The sequence below is a fragment of the Maridesulfovibrio sp. genome, assembly GCF_965230075.1.
GTDB lineage: Bacteria > Desulfobacterota > Desulfovibrionia > Desulfovibrionales > Desulfovibrionaceae > Maridesulfovibrio.
Map to the genome: position 1 here is coordinate 151,661 of NZ_OZ245945.1, position 21,059 is coordinate 172,719.

At 51.0% G+C, this 21,059-nt stretch carries 19 protein-coding genes and 1 tRNA gene; 4 read left to right on the forward strand and 16 right to left on the reverse strand.

Annotated features, from left to right (window positions below; genetic code table 11):
* Window positions 1-4: 4 nt before the first annotated feature.
* The 4 genes from modA (ACO05Z_RS00705) to modA (ACO05Z_RS00720) are packed head-to-tail and all read right to left on the reverse strand — an operon-like array spanning window position 5 to window position 2,830.
* On the reverse strand, window positions 5-730 hold the full coding sequence (gene modA, locus ACO05Z_RS00705) for a molybdate ABC transporter substrate-binding protein (RefSeq protein WP_421899359.1): 726 nt from the start codon (window positions 728-730) through the stop codon (window positions 5-7).
* Window positions 730-1,434, reverse strand: coding sequence for an ATP-binding cassette domain-containing protein (locus ACO05Z_RS00710; RefSeq protein ID WP_421899361.1), 705 nt, complete (start codon window positions 1,432-1,434; stop codon window positions 730-732). The genes modA (ACO05Z_RS00705) and ACO05Z_RS00710 overlap by 1 nt, the downstream gene beginning before the upstream one ends.
* Window positions 1,431-2,096 (reverse strand): molybdate ABC transporter permease subunit, encoded by a 666-nt coding sequence (gene modB, locus ACO05Z_RS00715; protein WP_421899364.1) that lies wholly within the window; start codon window positions 2,094-2,096, stop codon window positions 1,431-1,433. Before modB ends, ACO05Z_RS00710 begins: the two co-directional genes overlap by 4 nt.
* The gene (gene modA, locus ACO05Z_RS00720; RefSeq protein ID WP_421899366.1) at window positions 2,096-2,830 is read right to left on the reverse strand and encodes a molybdate ABC transporter substrate-binding protein; all 735 of its coding nucleotides are present in this window, start codon (window positions 2,828-2,830) and stop codon (window positions 2,096-2,098) included. Before modA (ACO05Z_RS00720) ends, modB begins: the two co-directional genes overlap by 1 nt.
* 136 nt (window positions 2,831-2,966) lie before the next feature.
* On the opposite strand from modA (ACO05Z_RS00720), the gene ACO05Z_RS00725 reads away from it, so the two are divergent.
* Window positions 2,967-4,046, forward strand: a complete 1,080-nt coding sequence (locus ACO05Z_RS00725) for a TOBE domain-containing protein (protein ID WP_421899368.1) — start codon at window positions 2,967-2,969, stop codon at window positions 4,044-4,046.
* 46 nt (window positions 4,047-4,092) lie between these two features.
* Here ACO05Z_RS00725 and ACO05Z_RS00730 read toward each other — a convergent pair whose 3' ends face one another.
* On the reverse strand, window positions 4,093-4,599 hold the full coding sequence (locus ACO05Z_RS00730) for a hypothetical protein (RefSeq protein ID WP_421899370.1): 507 nt from the start codon (window positions 4,597-4,599) through the stop codon (window positions 4,093-4,095).
* A gap of 312 nt (window positions 4,600-4,911) precedes the next feature.
* Between ACO05Z_RS00730 and ACO05Z_RS00735 the strand changes: the two genes are divergently transcribed.
* From ACO05Z_RS00735 to ACO05Z_RS00745, 3 genes are all read left to right on the forward strand, one after another.
* A complete protein-coding gene (locus ACO05Z_RS00735) occupies window positions 4,912-5,964 on the forward strand; it encodes an ABC transporter substrate-binding protein (protein ID WP_421899372.1) in 1,053 nt (350 codons plus the stop codon).
* A gap of 91 nt (window positions 5,965-6,055) precedes the next feature.
* Window positions 6,056-6,571, forward strand: a complete 516-nt coding sequence (gene tpx / locus ACO05Z_RS00740; RefSeq protein WP_421899374.1) for a thiol peroxidase — start codon at window positions 6,056-6,058, stop codon at window positions 6,569-6,571.
* 111 nt (window positions 6,572-6,682) lie between these two features.
* Window positions 6,683-6,758, forward strand: a tRNA-Thr gene (locus ACO05Z_RS00745).
* 212 nt (window positions 6,759-6,970) lie between these two features.
* On the opposite strand, the gene ACO05Z_RS00750 is transcribed toward ACO05Z_RS00745, so the two are convergent.
* From ACO05Z_RS00750 to ACO05Z_RS00800, 11 genes are all read right to left on the reverse strand, one after another.
* Window positions 6,971-9,115 (reverse strand): methyl-accepting chemotaxis protein, encoded by a 2,145-nt coding sequence (locus ACO05Z_RS00750; protein WP_421899376.1) that lies wholly within the window; start codon window positions 9,113-9,115, stop codon window positions 6,971-6,973.
* A gap of 3 nt (window positions 9,116-9,118) precedes the next feature.
* On the reverse strand, window positions 9,119-10,144 hold the full coding sequence (locus ACO05Z_RS00755) for a molybdopterin-binding protein (RefSeq protein WP_421899378.1): 1,026 nt from the start codon (window positions 10,142-10,144) through the stop codon (window positions 9,119-9,121).
* A gap of 12 nt (window positions 10,145-10,156) precedes the next feature.
* Entirely contained in the window at window positions 10,157-11,719 is a 1,563-nt protein-coding gene (locus ACO05Z_RS00760; RefSeq protein WP_421899380.1) for a BCCT family transporter, read from the reverse strand.
* Window positions 11,720-11,744: 25 nt separating this feature from the next.
* Complete coding sequence (gene yqeC / locus ACO05Z_RS00765) at window positions 11,745-12,560, reverse strand: selenium cofactor biosynthesis protein YqeC (RefSeq protein ID WP_421899382.1); 816 nt, start codon at window positions 12,558-12,560, stop codon at window positions 11,745-11,747.
* 2 nt (window positions 12,561-12,562) lie between these two features.
* Window positions 12,563-13,375: a selenium-dependent molybdenum cofactor biosynthesis protein YqeB gene (gene yqeB / locus ACO05Z_RS00770; protein WP_421899384.1), complete on the reverse strand. Its 813-nt coding sequence runs from the start codon at window positions 13,373-13,375 to the stop codon at window positions 12,563-12,565.
* Window position 13,376: 1 nt separating this feature from the next.
* The gene (locus tag ACO05Z_RS00775) at window positions 13,377-14,006 is read right to left on the reverse strand and encodes a nucleotidyltransferase family protein (RefSeq protein WP_421899386.1); all 630 of its coding nucleotides are present in this window, start codon (window positions 14,004-14,006) and stop codon (window positions 13,377-13,379) included.
* Window positions 14,007-14,025: 19 nt separating this feature from the next.
* Complete coding sequence (locus ACO05Z_RS00780; protein WP_421899388.1) at window positions 14,026-15,009, reverse strand: FAD binding domain-containing protein; 984 nt, start codon at window positions 15,007-15,009, stop codon at window positions 14,026-14,028.
* On the reverse strand, window positions 15,009-17,378 hold the full coding sequence (locus ACO05Z_RS00785; RefSeq protein ID WP_421899390.1) for a xanthine dehydrogenase family protein molybdopterin-binding subunit: 2,370 nt from the start codon (window positions 17,376-17,378) through the stop codon (window positions 15,009-15,011). Before ACO05Z_RS00785 ends, ACO05Z_RS00780 begins: the two co-directional genes overlap by 1 nt.
* Entirely contained in the window at window positions 17,378-17,875 is a 498-nt protein-coding gene (locus tag ACO05Z_RS00790) for a (2Fe-2S)-binding protein (RefSeq protein ID WP_421899392.1), read from the reverse strand. Before ACO05Z_RS00790 ends, ACO05Z_RS00785 begins: the two co-directional genes overlap by 1 nt.
* A gap of 175 nt (window positions 17,876-18,050) precedes the next feature.
* Entirely contained in the window at window positions 18,051-18,980 is a 930-nt protein-coding gene (locus ACO05Z_RS00795) for a DMT family transporter (protein ID WP_421899394.1), read from the reverse strand.
* Between the two features lie 423 nt (window positions 18,981-19,403).
* Window positions 19,404-20,768 (reverse strand): sigma-54 interaction domain-containing protein, encoded by a 1,365-nt coding sequence (locus ACO05Z_RS00800; protein WP_421899396.1) that lies wholly within the window; start codon window positions 20,766-20,768, stop codon window positions 19,404-19,406.
* Window positions 20,769-21,059: the final 291 nt, after the last annotated feature.

A 21,059-nucleotide genomic window follows, 5' to 3' on the forward strand; every position in this document is an offset into this window, starting at 1 on the left:
GCGTTTAGTCCTGCATGCCGTGACTTGCTACGATTTCCCGGGCAGCCTCTGATTCCAAGAATGTTAAGAATTGTTTGCATTCCGCTGCATGGGCAGAGCTGTTCAGCTGTTCCACAATAATAGAAATGGGCGAATATGCTGTTTCATCCACGACCACGTATCCGCCGATGGAATCCTTGATTTTACGGGCATGGCTCAGGTTGATAAATGCATAATCCACTTCCCCGGCCACCACATATGAAGCTGACTGCGGCACTGTGGCAACCATGAGCAGTTTTGGTTCAAGGCTGGCGAACAGCCCTTTGTTTTGCAGGTATTGCAGGGCCGCCTTGCCGTAGATGGCCCGTTTGGTATCGGGCAGCGCAATGCGCGAGATTTCTGTGGAAAGGAGGGCATCTGGATTGATAAAATCCTTGCCCTTGGGATAGGCGATAACCAATCGCCCCCGGCCGACCTTTTGAGTAGCACAGCAGTCCAGATTAGCTCTATCTAAAAAGGATTTATCGCCGAGGACCAGATCCACGGAATCGCTGTTTTTGGCCTGTGCAGTGACCCGGGCCATGTTGCCATAGACCCGTTCGACTTCGTTTCCTGTTCGGGCCGTATAGGTTGCGGTCAGTTTGTCCACCAGTGAGCGGTATCCGGCTCCGGAGGCAATGACGATTTTGGCTTGAGCAGCAACGGGGATAGCGAGCAGGATGAGCAGGAGCAGGGTAGATAATTTCTTCATTACATATTTCCTACAAGTTCTAGATGGGGATGAGGTTTGGAGGGAGGACAGAACCTTTCCCTCTGTCTGTCCAGCCACTGCGGTGATTCCTGCCCGTTTTCGAGTACGAAGATGGAGTCGGCCAGATAGTAGGCTTCCTCAAGGTCATGGGTCACGTGGATGATGGGAATATTCAGTTCTTTCTTTAGCTCCCGCAGTTCTTTGCGCAGTCCTTCGCGGGTGGCGATATCCAGCGCAGAGAATGGTTCATCCAGCAGAAGCAGCACTGGCTCACGGGCTAGGGCCTGACAGAATGCCGCACGCTGGCGTTCCCCGCCGGAGATGTTGGCTGGTTTGCTTTCCGCAATGTGGGATATTCCGAATTTTTCCAGCAACCCCGGAACGCAAGCCTTGTCCTTGGCGGCAAAGGCTACGTTCCTGCGCACATTCAGATGCGGGAACAGGGTGTATTCTTGAAAAACAAGGCCCAGTTTCCTTTGCTGGGGCTTGGCAAAGCTCTGTGTTGCCGTGTCCACCCAGATGTTGTCGGCGAGCGAGATAGTTCCGGCTTCCGGTTTTTCCAATCCGGCAATGATGCGTACCAAGGTGCTTTTCCCGGCACCGGAAGGACCGACGATGGCGGTCAAGGTGCCGGGTTTACAGTTCAAGGCCACATCCAGAGCAAAGTTGGGCAGTTGTTTACGGATATTTATCTTCAGGGTCATGATCTGCTCCGGCTGATACGGTTGAGTCTGTTGATGGCTAAAAGGGCCAGAAAGCTGACCGGGATGATTGCCAGCGACATGTACAAGGCGTCGTTGTAGCGCATGGCTTCCACTGCTTCATAAATGGCGATAGAAGCCACCTTGGTGGAACCGGGAATTGAACCGCCGACCATGAGGATGACCCCGAATTCTCCAAGGCTGTGGGCAAAGACCAGCATGGCTGATGCCGCCAGTCCGGGAAGGCTGTTGGGCAGCACTACCCGGAAAAAGGTCGCGCTGGAGGAAAGTCCCAGCACTGCCGCGTTTTCCAGCAGCCGTATATCCAGTTTTTCAAAGGCTGCGCGCATGGGCTGCACTGCAAAAGGCAGGTTGTAGACCAGCGAGGCCAGCAATATGCCGGAAAAGCTGAAGACCATGCGTTCCCCGGTAAGGTCGTTCCAGAAACCTCCCAGCGGCCCCTGTGGTCCCATGACTATGAGCAGCCCGAAACCGAGGACCGTGGGAGGAAGCACCATGGGGAGAGAAACAACCGCATCGATCAGGCTTTTGCCTTTGAAGTCAACAAAAGCGAGAATGTAAGCAATGGGTGCAGCCACCAGCGGGATGAACAAGGTGGTGGCCACAGCCAGTTTTGCCGAGATATAAAGCGGGTAGAAATCCATTAGTCATACCCGTATTTTTTCTTGATGGCAGTAGCTTCAGGTCCGGACAGGAATTCTACGAATTTCCGGGCTTCTTTTTTGTGTTCAGATGATTTGAGGATGCAGGCAGCCTGAATTACCGGAGGGGCCTCTTTTACGACTACGAAGCCACCTCTTTTGCCTGTGGGAGTAAACATGGATGAGTAGGCACAAAACCCGGCATCAGCAGCTCCGGTGGAAGCAAACTGAAAGGCCTGGGCAATGGACTGGGCATAAACGAGTTCCGGTTTGACCAGATCCCAGAGTTTAGCCTGCTGTAAGGCCAGCATGGCGGCAGTGCCATAGGGTGCTGTTTCAATGTTGGCGATGGAAATTTTTTTTAACTTGCCGTCCATGATTGTTTTCTGCCAGCTTTTTTCGATTTTACTTTTGTCTTTGGACCAGAGAACCACCTTGCCTTTTGCATACACGAAAGGATTCTCAACCATGCCGTCACTGAAAAGTTTCTGGGGGCGGCGTTCATCCGCAGCCAGAAACACATCAAAAGGTGCACCGTTAACTATCTGGGCATAGAGTTTACCGGTGGAGGTATAAGTGGCTTGGACATCAATGCCGCTGGACTTTTTAAAAGCGGGGATGATTTCTTTCATGGCGGGCATGAAGTTGGCAGCCTGAGCGATCATAAGGTCGGCAGCGCTGGCCGGAAGGGGCAGAGCAAGCATTAAGGTGAGGATGAGGGCACTGATACGTTTCATTATCTATTCTCCATTTTGAAATTGAGGTCTTCCTGAATTGGCTTTATCAGTGTCTTATGCTTATGCAGGGAGCGGTGAAAATTTCAAACCGGTCACGCATTCTTATAAAAACGTGACTGCCCGAAGGGTTATTCAAGTGCAGAAAAAAGGAACCGGAAATCAGAAATTTCAGGCAGGAGAAAGCAGGCTTGCTCCTGCGGAAGTATTTGATGTTCCAGAAAATATTCTTCATCTCGACGGTCGTGAACTTTTAGCTCTTGAAGATGGATTCCGTAGCTGGAAGAACGGGGTTACGCGCGCGGATTACTTCCGCTCCCGCACAAGGGTATATTGCCTTTTTCTGGTTCTGAGACATACCGGGGCCAAACTTGGCGAGATACTCGGGCTTGATGAACGAAAGAATGTTGATCTTTTCAAAGCAGTAGTCATGCTTGGCCGGGAAGGGCAGGAGCGGGAAGTCCCCTTGCCGCAATCAGTCTGCCGTGAGCTCAAGGGGCTGATTGACGGCCCTATGGGTATCGGGCTTGAAGGAGAGCTTTTCCATCTGGACCCCGGCTATGTGCGCAGGATTTTTTATGAACGGGCCGAGTCCTGCGGGTTGGCGCGCAAAAAGGGTGCGCCTTCAGTGCTGCGTCGTTCAAGGGCTGTAGAACTTCTGCGTAACGGGGTGCCGCTGGGTGTGGTCCGCAAGGTGCTTGGGCAATCTTCCACCGACCTTGCTGCGGTCTATCAGGAATGGTCTTCAGGTGATGTAAAGAATATCGTCCGCCGCATGGCCCTAGAGGAAAATACACTCAAGTCCAGTGCCCGTAACACTTTTATCGGGCAGGTCAGTTCCATTAACCGGGACGGTGTGCTGGCTGATGTGGAATTTGAAACCGCCGAAGGGTTTACCATCAGTTCGGTTATTACCCTTGAAAGTTTGTACAAGCTTGATCTGGAAGCAGGTGTTTCTGTTTCAGCTACAGTAAAAGCTCCGTTGGTGGCAGTACGTCCCTTAAAAGGAAAGGGTACAAGCTCCCGCAATTGCGTTCCGGCAAAGGTTACATCCATCAAGCAGACAGATATTCTTGCCGAGGTTTCCGGCGAATCTATTGGCGGAACCCAGATGTGTGCGCTGGTTACTTCATGGTCAATTGAAGAAGAAGGTCTGTTTGAAGGGGCTGACGTGGAGTTTTGTTTTAAGGCTTTATCTGTGGTTCTGCATGCGGTGTAGGGTAGGGCAAGACATGGTGCCTTGCCCGATATTACCTTCAAATCAATTAGAATGGCTGACCGTTGTTGATTTCAGAAATTCCGGTGCTGATACCTTTGCTATCGGCTCTAAGTGTTGTTATGCCTGCAATTACAGCTTTTCTGAGTAAAGGGTCGTTGGATTTCCATTCAATTACTGCATGTCCTACCGTATATATTTGAGTTCCTTCCGGTTTAAGTGAATACATACGTGTCCCATGAGCGGGTAAGTTAAATTCTCCTGTCCCAGATGCGATTATTGTCCAGTTACCAATACCTCCAGAGTATATTTTGCTGTAGTGAGTAATATCATTACCATCATGGTCGTAGATAGTAATTTTGCATTGCACATCTGTGCCTGTGATGTTGGTGACATTAATATACGGAACAAACCAGTTCACTGAATCCGGGTGGTAGCTCCAGATATTCGTAACAACGGTGCTTCCTTGCGCATTGAATGATTCTTGTGCTGAGGCTCCTCCGCAAAGAATTAAAATTAATGCCAGTGGTACGAGTACTTTTGTCATTGTTTTCATTGAAAAACTCCTAGGTTATAATTGATATATGGTTTGTGGTGTTATTTAAGTGGCGCAGGTTTGTCAATTTAACATTCATGCGCATAGGAGGGCTGCATGCAGTCTGATTTTTATTAAAACCCTGCAGATGTTATAATGTTATATTCGGTTCTTTGTGGCATATAATATCCCGTTGTGGTGATGGTGTTTGTTTTTTCATGTGAGCAGCGGATGGTGCGTGTGCGGTCGCTTTTGTTTTTATTTTTTCTTATTACGCTTTGCGTTTATATCTTTATCTTTCCAAAGACAGCCTTTTGCGCGGATGGCGAAAAGTTGACTGACAGGATGGAGGCAGTCTTCCTTAATCCCGGCAAGTCCGACCCGAGTGATCCCACTGGCGGATTCTGGCGGGAGGTCAGTGCTTTCATGCAGGCCGTTGCAGATGATCTAGGTATAGACTTGGAAATTATCTATGCCGAGCGTAACCATGTCTTAATGGTTAAAGAGGCAGAGAAAGTACTCAGCCGGGAACATCCCCCCGATTATCTGATCGTAGTCAACGAGAAGCTGGCGGCAGGAAAGATAATTGCTCAAGCCGATGCAAAAGGGGTCAGGGTTTTTAATCTATTGTTGGATTTCTATGGAGAGCAGGCCAAGGAATTGGGGAATCCGAGGAAAAAGTATAAATATTGGATAGGCGGGTTGGTCCCCGATAACCGCTGGGCCGGATACAATCTGGCAAAAGAGTTGATTGATAAGGCGAAAGAACGTGGGATAGCGGAAAAAAACATCAAACTCTTGCCCATTTCCGGAGACTACGCCACGCAGGCAACTCTGCTCAGGAATGATGGCTTGGGGTATGCCCGTGCGGATTTTTTTGAGGCAAAATTTCTCCCTGAGATTCATTGCCTATGGCGGAAGGATAAGGCTTTTGATCTGGTAACAAAATTTTTAATACGTGATCCGAATGTGAATGTTATCTGGGCTGCCAATGATCCCATGGCCCTTGGTGCCATTGAGGGCATAAAAAAGAATGGCCTCACTCCGGGACAGGATGTCTTGGTTGGCGGAATCAATTGGGATAAGCCTGCGCTTGAAGCGGTTAAAAATGGCACTCTTACTCTTTCTGTGGGCGGTCATTTTATGACCGGAGGCTGGGGGCTGGTTATGCTTTACGATTACCATCATGGCTATGACTTTGCCGGGAAAGCCGGACCGCTGATAAGAAAGAGGATATTCGGTGTCATCGACGAAGATAACGTAGAATGTTATTTGAATAAATTCAGTTTCCGTGATTGGTCTAAAATTGATTTCAGAAAGTTTTCAAAAGCCTATAATAAAAAATCAGACTATGACTTTTCGGTAAAAGCATTGTTGAAGAATTAGGTTGTTATTATTTATTTCGGATGTTTGTTGTAGGAAATTTTTGGTTGTGCTATCCATTATTCAACTGAAATTAAATCAATGGAGTTGAACCATGAATGAAAGAACAGGAATAATCACTTTTCAGGGCAATCCCCTGACCCTTCTCGGCAATGAAATTAAAGTGGGTGACAAAGCACCCGAGTTCAACGTGACTGATAACGGGCTTGCTCCCAAATCCATGGCTGATTTTGCAGGCAAGGTGCTAATCGTCAGCGCAGTGCCCTCGCTTGATACTCCGGTCTGCGATATGGAAACCCGCAGGTTCAACAATGAAGCAGCTTCTCTCGGCGATGATATCAAAATTCTGACCCTGTCCATGGACCTTCCGTTTGCTCAGGCTCGCTGGTGCGGTGCTGCCGGAGTTGAGGCAGTGCAGACTCTTTCCGATTATAAAGAATCCTCTTTCGGCGAAGCCTATGGCGTATTGATCAAAGAGCTGCGCCTCCTGAGTCGCGCTGTCTTCGTGGTCGATAAGTCCGGAGCTGTGCAGTACGTGGAGTACGTAAATGAAATCACCGAGGAACCGGACTATGATGCAGCTCTTGCTGCAGCCAAAAAGCTGGTTTAAGACAATACCCGGGTAAAAATTAAAGGCTTTCCACCAATTGTGGGAAGCCTTTTTTATATTTTGGACTTGACCGTAAAATACGTGCTAAGCTAAAGAAACTCCTTACCAAAAGCCAACGTAGCTCAGTCGGTAGAGCAGCTGATTCGTAACCAGCAGGCCGTCGGTTCAATTCCGATCGTTGGCTCCATGAAAAAGTAAATCCTCATAGTGTGTTATTGCATTGTGGGGATTTTTTTTGTGGGAGAGGGGATGGTGAAATCGTGCGGGCAATTTGCGTTCAATCTGGGTTTTATTTTGATAACTATTTGAATTAATTTAGGTGGTTTATTGTTTTTCAATCGGACAGGCAAAAATGGCCCGACACAGAGTCCCGGGCCTTATTAGGTTGATTCTCATGTTCTATTCTGCCTTCAACTCTTCAACAATGTTCTGCATTTCAGAAACCTGTACGGCGAGGGAGTCAAGGGCCACGCTGAATTCCCGTGCACTGTCGGTTGTTTCTGCAGTGATGCGGCTGATTTCTTCCACAGAACCGTTGATTTCTTCAGAAGTTGCAGATTGTTCTTCCGCTGCTGTGGCAATGCCTTGAATCTGGATTGCTCCTTCCGCTGCTCCGCTTACGATTTCCTGCAAAACAGTACCTGAGCTTTCAGAAAAACCGTTGGCTTCTTCAATGCGCTGGTAAACCGTTTCCATGGAGCGGATATTTTCGCTAGCTACGCGTTGGATTGCGCCGATGGATTCGGATACTTCTCCGGTTGCGGTCATGGTTTTTTCAGCCAGTTTGCGGACTTCATCAGCAACAACTGCGAAACCGCGGCCAGCCTCACCTGCACGTGCAGCTTCAATGGCGGCGTTAAGGGCCAGCAGGTTGGTCTGGTCTGCAATATCGGTAATTACGCCGATGATTGCTTCAGTTCCTTTCGCCTGCTTGTCCAGTTCCTGCATATTGCCTTTGAGGTTGTTCACTTGGGATACTGTTTGAGAGAGGGCATTCTGGGATTGATCAACTACCGAGGCACCGTCTTTGGCTTTTTCCTGCGCTCCGGAACTTGCTTCTGCTGCTTCTGCAGCATTGCGAGCAATTTCCAGCACAGTTGCATTCATTTCTTCCATGGCTGTGGCTGTGGAGGTGATGCGATCGCTCTGGATTTCTGCACCGCTGAGCAACTGGTTGGACTGTACGGACATTTGTTCGGATGCGGAGACTACCCGCTCAAGAACCATTTCCACTCTATCTGCCGCATGGTGCAAGCCTTCTGTGCGGGCCATGTCGGCTTTGGCGCGGGATTTTTCCGCTTCGGCAGTGGCTTCTTGAGCTTTAAGGGATTCTCCCTCTGCCTTGCGGGTTTCATCTTCGGCTTTAAGAATGGTTTTCTTTAGCTCCCCGACCATTGCGCGTAATGAATCAGCCATGCGGCCGATCTCGTCTTTCTGATTGATGGTCAGGTCTGCATCGAGATCACCTTCTGCAACGCTGGCAGTGTATCCGGCAATTTTCAGGATCGGTTTGCTGATCATGCCACCCAGCAGAAACAATATTCCAAGAAGGACGATAACCGAAACAGCGCTGACAATCATGCTGTTCTCGGCAATGGCGTTAGCCTGCGCTTCAACCTTATCCATGGGAATTACCAACCCGATGCTCCAAGGAAACTCGGTCTTACCGACTTTGATGGGCGCATAGGTGACAAACTCTCTTTCTCCGTTGAGCGGAGATTTACGGATATATGAATAGGCCTGTCCGTTTTTAATAGCTCGTAAGATGTCGTGCTTCTGTTCTTCTTGCGTTACATTATTGATATTTTTGCTTTGAATCTCTTCGTCCGGGTGAGCGACAAAATTGCCTTTGTTGGTGACAAGAAATGCATAGCCGGTTTCAAAAGGTTTGATCGCCAGAACGGCTTCCTGCAAGTCATTGAGATAAAAATCAACGCCCACACACCCGATGTTGCGGCCATTTTTCTTGACCGGGTATCCTGTTGAGCAAAGATAAAAAGTTTTGCCGTCAACTTTCCAAGGATAGGGTTCGGTAATGGTTTCAACATTGCCTGCCATGGGAACTTTAAACCATGCAGCCTCTTCCATGTCTTTGCCGCCGGTGAAGCGTTCGGCGATTCCGCCGTTCTCCCGATGATACCAGTTCAGGTAAGATCCATTGTACTTATCCATATACTCTGCTTCGCGGCCGTCGTATTTGTTCGGGGGAAAACCGCACCATGCTGCGGCAATGCCGGGGTGCATTTTCAAGGTTTTTACCAGAACGGAATCCAGAAATTCCCGGTCTGGGACCGGGGTGTAGTTCGCACCCATTTCAAACATGGCAGCAAGTGTTCGCGTTGCGGTAAGAGCTTTACTTAATGTTACGGATATTTCATGACCGTACCCTTCGGCAACGGATTTTGCATTTTCTGTTGCCTGTTTGACAGCCAAGTCTCTGGACTGACTGGTCATGACCCACGTGCTGGCTGTTAGGATGGCCACTACCACACAGAAAGTGGGGATAATAATTTTGGTTTTTAAACTCCAATCCCTGAATTTCATCTCTTAAACTCCTTTCCCGAATGCACAGACCGGGTAGCGGCATTCAGCACATCCCTCGCAATAGCCGCCGTGGCCCAGTGCAATAATATCTTCGCGGGTAACTTCTTTGCCCGCCAGAATGCGGGGAATTATCAGGTCAAAAATGCTGGCCTTGTAGTACATGACGCAACCGGGCAGCCCCACTATGGGGATGTCGCCGAGCTTGGCGTACATGAACATCGCTCCGGGGAAGGTAGGTGCTCCGTAGGTGATGACCTTAGCCCCTGTGGCCCTGATCGAAGCCGGGGTCTGATCATCCGGGTCAACTGACATGCCTCCGGTGACCACGATGAAATCCGCTCCTTGAGTGATGAATTCTTCAATGGCCTTAACGGTCATCTCCTGTTCATCGGAAACAAAGGTCTGGCCTTCGATTGAGCTGCCGTAGCTTTCGAATTTCTTCCTGACCACCGGACCGAATTTATCCTTGATACGTCCCTTGTAAACTTCGCTGCCAGTGGTCACGATGCCCACCTTGCATTGTTTCAGCGGGCGGACCTGAATTAGCGGTGGGTGTCGGCGCAAGACCTGTTCCGCCTCTCGGATGGTCTCTTCATGGACCACCAGCGGGATAACCCGGGTTCCGGCAAGGCCGCGGCCCTCTTTAACCAGCTGGTTGTTGTGGATGGTCCCGAAGATGACATCCTGTACTGAATTCAGCTTGAACAAGGTGTCGGTATCAAGGTCCAGCAACCCGTCACGGGTCGCAGTGAAGTTGACTTTACCCTCGCTGGGGGAGCTGAGTTCAATGCCCGGTCCGGCGGCAGCTTCGGCAATGCGTTTTGCAGCATCATCTTCATGCACGTAGCCGTCTTCAGGATCGAAAACATAGAGGTGCTCTTTGCCTATATCGAGCAGGTTGGGCACGTCTTCTTCAGTAACGATATGACCTCTGCGAAAAGCAGGGCCTTTGTCTTCGCCCGGCACGATGCGGGTTATGTCGTGGCATAGAACGGTGCCTACTGCGTTTTGTACTTGTATGGTTTTCATGTTTTTAACCTTTTAACTTTTACAACGGGCTTCGACCCATCCGGTGCGCTGGTATTCTTTCAGAAACGAGGCCATCCCGATGACTACAATGCCGAGCACGGGCAGGCCGACCACGATGGATGCGGTCTGGAGTACCGAGAGCGGCCCGTCAATGAGCATGATCCCGGTGGGCACCATGCCCAGTGATATCGCCCAGAACAGACGGTTCCAGCGTGCGGGCTCCTCTTCCGGGGAGAGCATGGTGGTGGTTGTGGCTGCCAGTGCGAATGAAACCGCGTCAAATGTGGTTGCCATGGAGATGGCAGTTACTGTGGCGAAGACCAGCTTGTAGAGCGAGGCAAAGGGCAGGAAATCGGCAATAGCCATGATGACGGTTGCCCCTTTCATTTGAGTAACCATGCTGACCGCGTCCAGTTGTCCGGTCATTTGCAGGAAAAGGCCGAAGTTGCCGAAGATAAGATAGAAACATCCGCAGCCGAAAGAGGCGATGATGATCGGACCGAGCACAACCTGTCTTACAGTTCTTCCACGTGAAATTTTGGCGATGAACAGACTCATGAACGGGGCATAGGCCACGAACCATGCATAATAGAAAATGGTCCAGTCCTGGGTGAAACCCTTGCCGCCAACGGGGTCCATCCATGTTGCCATGGTGATGAAGTTGGAGATCAGCAAGCCTATGGATGATATTGCCATATCGGTCAGGAATACAGTCGGTCCGGCAATGAAGACGAAGAGCATCAGTCCCATTGCCATATAGACGTTGAAATCGGAAAGCTTGCTCAGTCCCTTTTTCAGCCCCAGACAGGAAGTCACCGAGAAAATGAGGGTCACCAGTACGAGGATACCGAATTCCAGCAGGAAGGAGTGTTTCATCCCAGTAACTGAAACGATTCCTGCTGCAACAATGGGAATGCCCAGCCCCAGTGCGGTGGCCGATCCGGCGACAAGACCGGCCATGAACATGATATCGATAACCTTGCCCTGCCAGCCATGGACTTTCTCACCAAGCAAGCCCTTGCAGGCTTGGGAAATGTTCAGGATGGGGACTTTCTTTACGTAATAGCTGTAGCCGATGGGGATGGCGAGGATGGCGTAAATGGACCAGCAGATGGGGCCCCAGTGGAACATTCCGTAGGCAGTTCCCCATTCAGCGGCCTTCCATGATCCGGCAGGTTCCCCGTGCATGGGGTAGGCCATGTAGTAGGCCCAGTCGATGGAACCGCCGAACATGATTCCGGCCCCCACCCCGGCACAGAAAAGCATGCCGATCCATGAGAAAGTTGAGTATTCAACTTTGTCTCCCAGCCGCTTGGAACTCAAGGGGCCGAAGGCGAACCATAGAATGAGTGAAAAAGCTCCCAGTGCGGCAAGCATGTACAACCAGCCCATTTCCACGGTGATGAATTTGAAAAGCGTGTTGATGACCTGTTCGCCTTCAGTGGGATAAAGCATGAGCGGAATACAGGTGACAAGGATGAGCGAAAAGGCCCCGTAAAAACAAATTTTGCAGACTCCGTTTCTCCCTGTGGGGCAGGGGGCGATCAGTTCTTCGGTCTTTTTTTGATGATCCATAGATACTTCCTCCCTTTCAAAACAATTACGAAAACACAAGCTGCATTTCCTGTTTAAGCTGCAGGGTCGGGATGGTCTGCGGAAATGTGAAAATTTCCCTGTTCAGTATGCTTCCGGCAAACCATTTAATGTCCGTGCTGCCTGTCCACTCTAAAAGACGTGTAAATTCAGCTAGCAGCTCCATTCCGCCGGGGCTGTCGGTTTTGTTGAGAAAAACCGTTTTTGAACATCCGTCAGGAACCTCTTTGAATAGTCCAACATTTGATTCAGCGAGTTTGATCAGGTGACGCGGTCTGATCACATCCCCGTTTGTTGCTCCACTGATGGCGCTGAATAATTCACTGCGGTGCACGCAGCTCTCGCTCATGGTCCGGTAAACCGCATCAATACCCATGACCCCGATGCAGAGTTCGCTTTCGTGCGGGATTACCGGCTCATGGCCTGCCGGGGCTTTCAAGGGTTTGCGGGCTGCCCCGTCTCCTTCCACCAAAATGACATCTGCCATCTCTGCCTCAAGTAATGCAGAGATGGTTTCCCGGCTGACTCCCAGCAGTTTGCCGGAAGCCGGATCATAGTCTTTGGCAATTGTTATCCCTGAAACAGCAGCAAAGGCGGTACGAACCCGATTAAAGAAATCGGGACCGTCCGCTTGCAAAATAATATGCCCCCGGCTGGGCGGGAGGATTTTCGTTGTCGTGGTGGTTATGACCCGCTTTTTGTTTGTCGTTAAAAGCGATTCCAGCCAGTGTGACAGCGAAGTTTTTCCGCCCGCTCCGGTGAGGGTGATCAGCCTCTGCTCAGGCTGTATGAGTTTATTGATACTGCTGCTCTCCAAACCCATGGTTAGTCCTTGGAAAATATGTGTGCGCAGACAGCTTCAAGCACCCCGCCGCCGATGGAGAGCGCTTTGTCCGAAACCTCTCCGCAATATGTTTTGGTGGCTCTTGGATCGATGTCGCCGAGCTTGGTTCGCTTGCGTACCGGTGTCCCATTGCGCAGCAGTCCTCGAATTACACCGGAAATTTTCGCTTCAACCGGGGTGCCGTCCACATCCCCCAGCTTTTCGCCTTCGGAAATTTCATCGCCGATATCAAAGCTGGTGTTGAATACTCCGCCATGCTCAGCCCAATAGACCCGCTCAACTGTGAAGCCTTTGACGCTACCGGGAATTCCGGTGTTCGGTTCGGCAGCACCTTCATGGATGACCCGGCTCATGTGGTGTCCGCGTTTGGTCTCTATGACCTTGTGCACATCAACTCCGGCAGTAAATCCCGGCCCCAGTCCGATAACCAGCGGGGCCATGTTGATTTCCGTGCCGAGATTTTTCTTGGCGATAATGGCGTCAATGAGGATTTCAGGTTTGATTTCATCCAGTTTGAGCAGACAGGGATCGCATAGAATTGCAATTGCATTCTTGTTCCATGCGGCAGCAGCTTCTTCCATGTTTTCAGTGAAGACAGCGGAAACTCCTTCCACCTGAACTTCGCTGTGATAAACGGCTTCGGAAAAAGCAACCGTGCGCCGGACAGCCAATGGATGGCCGGTTTCAAGCATGATGATTCGGCGTAATCCTGCACGGTACAGGCGCATGGCGATACCCGTGGCAAGGTCACCCGCTCCACGGATGGCGATTATGGGGGATAAGTAATTACCCATTTTACGCACTCCGTTTTTCATAGCGTTCCAGCAATTGCTGGTATTCATGCTCGGTATCTACATCAATGAACGGGCCTACCTCGTGGATACGTACCAGGCGCAGAGCTAATCCGGGAGCGGCCAGCAGCGGGCGTGCTCCGGTATCGCCTTCAAGTTCAAGGGCACGTTCAAACCAACCGGAGGGAATAGTGATGGGATTTCCGCGCATTCCTTCCTGAATGGGCGCGACCCAGCATTGCGGTTCTTGTGAAAATGCCCAGACCAGTCTGTCGATGGTTTCCGGTTCAATGAGCGGCTGATCACCGAGAAAGAACATGGCTCCCTGCACCCGGTCTTTGACGTTACGAAGACCTGCTTTGAAGGATTCGGCTTGTCCTTTGTCGCGCTGCGGGCTGGTGACTACCTCACATCCTTCGAGATCAAGGATGGAGTGCAGTTCCGATTCAGCTGGCAGTACGACAGTGATGTTGCTGAGCTGTGAGGCTCGTGCGGCATCAATGACATGCTGGACCATGGGTTTGCCCCGGAAGGGCAGGGATAATTTGTCCCTGCCCATACGGGTGGCTTTTCCGGCTGCGAGGATAATGCCGGAAGTGATTGCTATTTCCTGTTTGAAGCTATGATCTGCCATAGGGCTAACCTTCCTGCGCTTAGTTAGCGCACTCCATAAGGGTGTCGGCTACAATGGTTTTGGACATCTGGACTTTGTGGATGTTCTGGAAGAGCGGTTTTGCTTCCGCTACAGCCAGTTCTCCTGCTTCTGCAGCCAGTTCTTCGGAAAGGAGCTTGCCGATGAGCGCTTCCTCGGAAGTCTCGCAGCGGCGGGGATTGTTATGGACCCCGTTCAGGCAGATGCGGGCTGCGCTGATCTTGCCGTCAGTGACGGTGATGGAAGCGGCGCAGTTGACGATGGCAAAGTCAATGGACTTGCGGTAGGCGATCTTCATGAATGCGCTGGCGGAGCCTGCTTGCGGGCGGGGCACGAAGATTTCAGTGACGATCTCATCGTGTTCCAGAATGGTTGATCCTGCTCCGTTTTCAGCGGAGAAGAATTCATCAATGGCGATTTCGCGCTTGCTGGTCTTAATGGTTGCATCAAGGGCTACGAAGGCGGGAGCGGTATCACTGGGGTTTACAGCGATACATTTTTTCACGGCGCCGAAGATGGAATGGAAACGGTGGTCACCGGGCACGGCGAGGCAGCGTTTTCCGCCTTTGCGCACGCAATCGATGCGTCCGCCGATTTTGTCCGGGTAGCGGTAATACCAGCAACGGTTTTCCTGACAGATGTTCCCGGCAACAGTACCCATGTTGCGCAGCAAGGGGGATGCTGTGCGGCGGGCAGCTTCTGCAAGTCCGGGCCATGTCTCTTTGACGGGTGCGCATTCGGAAAGCTCGGTGAGGGTCACCAGCGGGCCGATGTGCAGTCCGTCTTCCTCGACATTTATCTCATTCAGTCCGGGGATAGTTTTCAGATTGATGATTGCCTTGGGATATTCCATCCAAAGGTTGTCTTTGAGGCAGCCCATGAGGTCGCTGCCGCCTGCGATTACGTAGGAGGCGTCTTTGTATTCCTGCAAAAGGGATACGGCCTCCTCAATGCTGGAAGCATCAAAGTGATTGAAACGTCTCATTATTTCTTCCTCCTTTTGGGCTGAATCTTGCCGAGGCCCTCAAGGATTTTATCGGGGGTGAACGGTGTTTCGATGATTCGTACGCCGATTGCGTTGAAAATGGCGTTTGAGAACGCGGCCAAAGAGGGGCAGGCTGCGCCTTCACCGCAGGCGGTAGCTCCAAAGGGGTGGGTCGGGTCGCCGGGTTTCTCAATGACAATAGGTTCGACATCGCATTCCATGGCGGTACTGTGGCGGTAATCAACCCAGTTGGGGGTCATCAGCCAGCCGTTGCGTTTATCCACGATGCAGTCGTTACCGAGGATGGCGTTTTCCACTCCGTGACGGGAAGTGGAAAGCTGTCCGGCAACGATTTTCGGGTTCAGTGCTTTGCCAACGTTCTGGGCCATGATGACTTTTACGTTAGAGATCATTCCGGTTTCGGTATCCACATCAAGGGTAATGAACTGGGCACCTTTTTCTTTGGGGATGTATACCTGATCTTCCTTACCGTCTTTGAGACCGTTGGGATGCGGAGAATTGTTGACGTAGTATCCGGTAACTTCGTGGATACCACCGTAGTGGCCGCGTGCACCGAATGCTTCGGCAAAGGTCAGTTTCTTTTTCGGTTCGGCGGAGACGAAGACTCCTTCCTCGTCCATGGAAAGGGCCTGTGCCGGAACACCGAGCTGTGCGGCGGCGAGATCGAGGACCTGGCGCTTGGCATCAAGAGCTGCTTCGTAAGTGGCCCAGCCCTGAATCCAAGTCCCACAGCTGTTGGCAACAAGGGTTGCGAAAGGAGTGGAGTCGGTATCGTGGCAGACGATGCCGATCTTCTTGTAGGGTAGCCCCAGTACGTCAGCTACAATCTGGCACTGAACGGTGTGCTGACCCTGACCGATATCGGCAATGGCGCAGACCAGTGCAGCTGATCCATCAGGGTAGATTTTTACCATAGCTTCACTGGAGTTGCCCGGTCCGGGGCGTCCGGCGCCCATGGCAAAGATGGCTACGCCCATGCCGCTGCGGATACGGCCTTCTTTTTTGCTGGGATGCTGCCATTTGTTTTTCCAGTCGAGGAATTCGGCCCCGGCATCGAGGCAGTCGCGGATACCGGAAGAGGAAATGAGGCAGGATTTGTATACCAGCGGGTCCCAGCCGGAATCGATGTCTCCGGTGCGCATGCAGTTTTTTTTACGAATTTCAACAGGGTCCATGCCCATTTGCTCAGCGGCGATGTCCATGGTGGTTTCTACGGCAAAAACGCCTTCAGGCGCACCGTAGCCCTGCCAGCCTGCGGCGGGAAAACGGTTGGTGTTTACGTAGCGGATTTTACCGCGCAGATGCTCGCAGTTATGGGAATACATAACCGCGCCGGTTGCCAGCATGGCGTTCTTGGCGGGGTATTTATCACCACCAGCACCGGTTTCCTGCCAGTGGGCAAGCTCCATGGTGGTCAGGGTACCGTCATTTTTGAAACCGATTTTAACATCGCCGATGCTGCCGCGTGACCAGCCGGAAACCATTTCTTCCTCACGGGAATAGGGGCAGTGTACGGGCTTCTTCAGATCAAGGCAGGCCAGTCCGGCGATGACCAGATAGTGGGATGCGATGTTGCGGTCCAGCGGGAAAGCATTCTTGCCGCCGAAGCTTGATCCGGTAAACGGGGAAACATAGTTGAGCATGTTGGCACTGATGCCCAGAGCCTGCGCAAGGCAGAGTTTTTCATCATGCAGACCCTGCGAGTGGGTGTAGACATGCAGCTTGGTGCCGTCGAAATTGGCGGAGCAGCCGCGTGGTTCCATTGCCGGACCTTTGCAATAGGCGTATTTGAGGCCTTTTTGCTCGATAACAACGTCCGCTTCGGCAAAACCTTTATCAATATCGCCGAAACCGTTGTACTCCGCCGGAGTCTTGGTCTTGAACAGGCGGGTTTCCGGGTCGCGGTCACTGAGGATGGCATGGAAGGCCCAGTCCTGACAGTTGTCCACGCCTTCAAATACCTGCGGAGAGCCTTCTTTGATACCGTCTTCGATGCTCAGTACAGGCTTTTTCTTTTCGTATTCAACTTCGATGAGTTCCATGGCCTCAAGAGCGATGGTTTCGTCATCGGCAACCACGGCTGCAACAAGGTCGCCTACGTAGTAGAGGGATTTACGGAAAGCCTTGGGATAATTCTCGTAGGTCATGACCAGATGTACGCCGTCTACCTTTTCCGCCGCGCTGGTGTCGATGGATACGATGTCGGCAGCAGGGTAGGGGGAACGCAGGATGCGAATCTGGAGCATGCCCGGAAAGATAAAGTCAGCGTAATATTTAGCGGAACCGGTTACGCGGGCCGGGCCGTCTTTCTGGCGGACGGCAGTTCCGATGGAGTTGGTCTTGATCATTAGCACTGCTCCCCTTTCATTTTCTCTGCCGCACTGCGCACGGCATTGATGATGTGTTCGTAGTTGCTGCAGATACAGATGTTTCCGCTGATGGCTTCCTTGATCTCATCATCGCTTGGGCTGGGATTCTTCAGCAGCAACGCCTTGGTGGACATGATCATGCCCGGAGAGCAGAATCCGCACTGGGAGCCGTACTCTTCAAGCCATGCTTCCTGAATGGGATGCAGCTTGCCGTCTTTGGAGAGACCTTCGATGGTTTCGATTTCCTTGTCCTGCTGCTCCACGGCGAGAACCATGCAGGCAGGCACTGCGACAGAGTCGATGAGCACGGTGCAGGAGCCGCAGGCTCCCTCGCCGCAACCTTCCTTTGTCCCGGTATGACCGCAGTCATTGCGCAGAACTCTGGAAAGGGTCCAGTGCGGCTCTACATGCAGTGAAACGGTCTCGCCGTTCACATTGAGATGAATGAGCTTTTTCTGTTGTTCGTCGCGATTCATTGTCCAATTCCTTAAATGGTTAGTTACTTTAGAAACGGTCTTTGCAGACCCTTATATAGCTGTAATCCGGACGCACCTTTCCTGTTCCCGGAGGTACTAGGACCTCCGGGATCTACAAGGATTCCGCCGGGACAGGCCAAGGCCCGCCTCTCGGTTTATGGAGTCAAGGTGCGTATTATGCTTCGCTGGCAGCTGCCTGAGCAGCAGTTACTTCTTTGGGGCCGCGGCTGGACCAGATGATACCGCCGATGATTAGCACGCCTGAAATGAAGTGCACGGAGTTCATGGTTTCGCCGAGGAAAACAAAGGCGAACAGACCGCCCCAGAGAGGGAGGCTGTAGTAGATCATGCCGGAAGTGGCTGGACCTGCGTGCTCAATACCGATGTTCCAGGTCAGCCATGCGATGACTGAAGAGCAGACCGCGGAGAAAACGATGCTGAAGAATACAACGCCGTTCATGTTGAAGACCATGCTCGGCTGGGTGGATTCCCAGATAACGCAGGGGATGAGCATGAGTACGGCAAAGAAGGACATCAGGGTCATGACGGTTAGTTGGGAAAGTCCTTCGGGGATTCTGCGCAGGATCAGGCTGTAGACTGCAAATCCCACTGCAGCCAGCAGCATGAGAATGTCACCGGAAGCAAAGTGCAGGCCGAGAAGCTGCTGCAGATCGCCGCCGGAAACAAGATAGAAAGAACCGATCAGGGCCACGGTACAGCCTATCCATGTGTTAATGGACTGCTTCTGGCCTAGTAGTGAAGAAATGATGACGATGAATATCGGTGAAGTTACGGAAATAAGGGAAAGGTTAATGGCTGATGTAGTCTGGGCTGCAAAGTAGCTCAGGGGGGAGTATGCCGCTACACCGGTCAGGGCTGCCGCGATGATCTGGGGCAGAAATTTTTTGGCTACGTGCCATTCTCGTTTTACTCTGGGCAGAGTGAATGCACAGAGAATGAGCAGGGCTATGAACCAGCGACTGGCTCCAAGGGTCATAGGGGAAATCTGGCCTACCGCCAGTCTGGCAACAACAAAAGCACCGGCCCAAAGCATGGTCGCAAGCAGGGCGCAGGCCATTCCGTAATATCTCTTGTCCTTAAACATACAGTCGTCTCCCTTAATTGTTATACACCTCTTTTAAACTCCGCATTCTCTCACTTTTGCGGTTGCCTCCACGAACACAATTGTGATGCTGCTGTCTTATACGAAGCTAAACACCCCGTTTGCCCGTATTGAGTTGCTACCTCCATAGCAATTCATCTTCCCACAGCGAACATTGCATCAATTTGATTTAAATATGTGTTGGACCTATTTGAGCAATTGATGTGCCAATGAAAAGTTACAGTTTTCACTAAGTAAAGTTCTTTAAAAACAGTATGTTAAAAAATATAATGATTGTATGATCATTCAATCAATAAAATTATTTTGAGTCAAAATTGACTCGATATTGAATAAAGTCCTTTCGTGGCGGGTTATTTTGCTGTTTGAGTCTATATTGACTCGCTGAGTCTGTGGTGACTCAGTAGGCTAAGGGTTTGTATTGATGTTGTATTTGCGAATTAAACGGGAGGCTCGGGACTGACTGATTTTTAAAGCGGTTGCAACTTTGCGACTGCTGCCATGTTTGGCAACTGCATCCAAGATCAGTTGGCGCTCGACAGCTGCAATGGCATCGTCGAGGCTGTCGGCAGAGGTTAGTGTTGAGATGGGGCTGGATGTTGTTTCGTATATGGAAGAGGGAAGATGGTCCATGGTGATGATTTCATCTTCGACAGTAACCACCAGTCGCTCCACAAGGTGAGCAAGTTCGCGGATGTTGCCAGGCCATGAATACTGACAGAGCAGGTTTTGGGCTTCTGAGGAAAGTCGTTTGCCCTTGCCGTGGGTCTTGCCGTAGCGGTTGAAGAAGTAGTGCAATAAAGGAATCAGGTCTTCCTGACGCTCGCGCAGGGGAGGAATGACGATATCAAAGACATTGAGCCGGAAATAGAGATCCTGCCTGAATACTCCGGTTTCAACCATACGTTCCATGTTGCGGTTGGAGGCTGCGAGGATACGCACGTCCGCTTTCACTGGCGAAGAACTGCCTACCGGGCGGTATTCCAGCTCCTGTACCGCATGAAGAAGTTTGGCCTGCATGGATAACGGCAGTTCGGAAATTTCATCAAGAAAAAGGGTGCCACCTTCAGCTTTGGCAAAGAGTCCGCCACGGGTTTTGGTGGCCCCGGAGAATGCTCCTTCGACATGTCCGAAGAGTTCCGATTCAAAGAGCTCTTGCGGGATTGCCGCACAGTTGACCACCACAAATGGCTTGTCGGACCGGGTGCTATTGGCGTGGATGAATTTTGCAAGCAAGCTTTTACCGCAGCCAGATTCACCCAGAAGCAGGCATGGAGCACTGATGGAAGCAACCTTGCGGGCCGCAATAACAGTCTGTTCCATCAATGAACTGCGGTAGATCAGGTCTTCTGGTTTGGCTGAGGAAGGGTCTTCGTTCGGGGTAAGTTCTTCGGGGTAAAGAATGCGTCCTTCGTGGAAGTTGTCACGAATACTGAGTAGGACGTATTCAACGCCCTGCTCCTGATCCAACAGGGGAACCGCGATGGTCAGTACTTCCAGTCCCAGATAAGTCTTTTGTTCCTGTTTGGCCGGGAGTTTTTTTTCATAAACCACCGGCAGAATGGGGCGGTCCCATGAATTGTGTTTTTGTACCACGTCCCAGAAAGGCATGTTGATCATTTCCTGCTGGGTGAATCCGTAATGCCGTTCACAGGCCTTGTTCACGTAGAGCATGCGGTAGTTGTTATCATAGATAATGATCTCATCATGGAGATTATCAATAAGTCGCGCAAATGTTTCGAAGTCTAGTCCGAAGTGCTCTGTCTTGCTCATGATGAACTGTCCCGCGTCGGTTGGCTGTTAAAACTACCTGTAAGTAGTTCCGGGGGCAGGAAGAAGTCAAATGGCTTTTGTGGATGACTTGTGGGCTAATATGAGAAGTTCTTATCCAGCATTAAAAAATTTGATGTTGAATTGTCCGCCAGACAATTCGTAACCAGCAGGTCGTCGGTTCAATTCCGATTGTTTTCTCCGGATATGCAGGGGAGCGTTAAGCCGGTATAAGTCAGGAATATGTGTAATTTCATGGAAGTGAGTTCTGTTTTTTGCTATGTTAATTCTATA

Bases quoted from the DNA above. Each gene is read 5' to 3' on its own strand.
- modA (WP_421899359.1), bottom strand. From the start codon at position 730: ATGAAGAAATTATCTACCCTGCTCCTGCTCATCCTGCTCGCTATCCCC.
- ACO05Z_RS00710 (WP_421899361.1), bottom strand. From the start codon at position 1,434: ATGACCCTGAAGATAAATATCCGTAAACAACTGCCCAACTTTGCTCTG.
- modB (WP_421899364.1), bottom strand. From the start codon at position 2,096: ATGGATTTCTACCCGCTTTATATCTCGGCAAAACTGGCTGTGGCCACC.
- modA (WP_421899366.1), bottom strand. From the start codon at position 2,830: ATGAAACGTATCAGTGCCCTCATCCTCACCTTAATGCTTGCTCTGCCC.
- ACO05Z_RS00730 (WP_421899370.1), bottom strand. From the start codon at position 4,599: ATGAAAACAATGACAAAAGTACTCGTACCACTGGCATTAATTTTAATT.
- tpx (WP_421899374.1), top strand. From the start codon at position 6,056: ATGAATGAAAGAACAGGAATAATCACTTTTCAGGGCAATCCCCTGACC.
- ACO05Z_RS00750 (WP_421899376.1), bottom strand. From the start codon at position 9,115: ATGAAATTCAGGGATTGGAGTTTAAAAACCAAAATTATTATCCCCACT.
- ACO05Z_RS00755 (WP_421899378.1), bottom strand. From the start codon at position 10,144: ATGAAAACCATACAAGTACAAAACGCAGTAGGCACCGTTCTATGCCAC.
- ACO05Z_RS00760 (WP_421899380.1), bottom strand. From the start codon at position 11,719: ATGGATCATCAAAAAAAGACCGAAGAACTGATCGCCCCCTGCCCCACA.
- yqeC (WP_421899382.1), bottom strand. From the start codon at position 12,560: ATGGGTTTGGAGAGCAGCAGTATCAATAAACTCATACAGCCTGAGCAG.
- yqeB (WP_421899384.1), bottom strand. From the start codon at position 13,375: ATGGGTAATTACTTATCCCCCATAATCGCCATCCGTGGAGCGGGTGAC.
- ACO05Z_RS00775 (WP_421899386.1), bottom strand. From the start codon at position 14,006: ATGGCAGATCATAGCTTCAAACAGGAAATAGCAATCACTTCCGGCATT.
- ACO05Z_RS00780 (WP_421899388.1), bottom strand. From the start codon at position 15,009: ATGAGACGTTTCAATCACTTTGATGCTTCCAGCATTGAGGAGGCCGTA.
- ACO05Z_RS00785 (WP_421899390.1), bottom strand. From the start codon at position 17,378: ATGATCAAGACCAACTCCATCGGAACTGCCGTCCGCCAGAAAGACGGC.
- ACO05Z_RS00790 (WP_421899392.1), bottom strand. From the start codon at position 17,875: ATGAATCGCGACGAACAACAGAAAAAGCTCATTCATCTCAATGTGAAC.
- ACO05Z_RS00795 (WP_421899394.1), bottom strand. From the start codon at position 18,980: ATGTTTAAGGACAAGAGATATTACGGAATGGCCTGCGCCCTGCTTGCG.
- ACO05Z_RS00800 (WP_421899396.1), bottom strand. From the start codon at position 20,768: ATGAGCAAGACAGAGCACTTCGGACTAGACTTCGAAACATTTGCGCGA.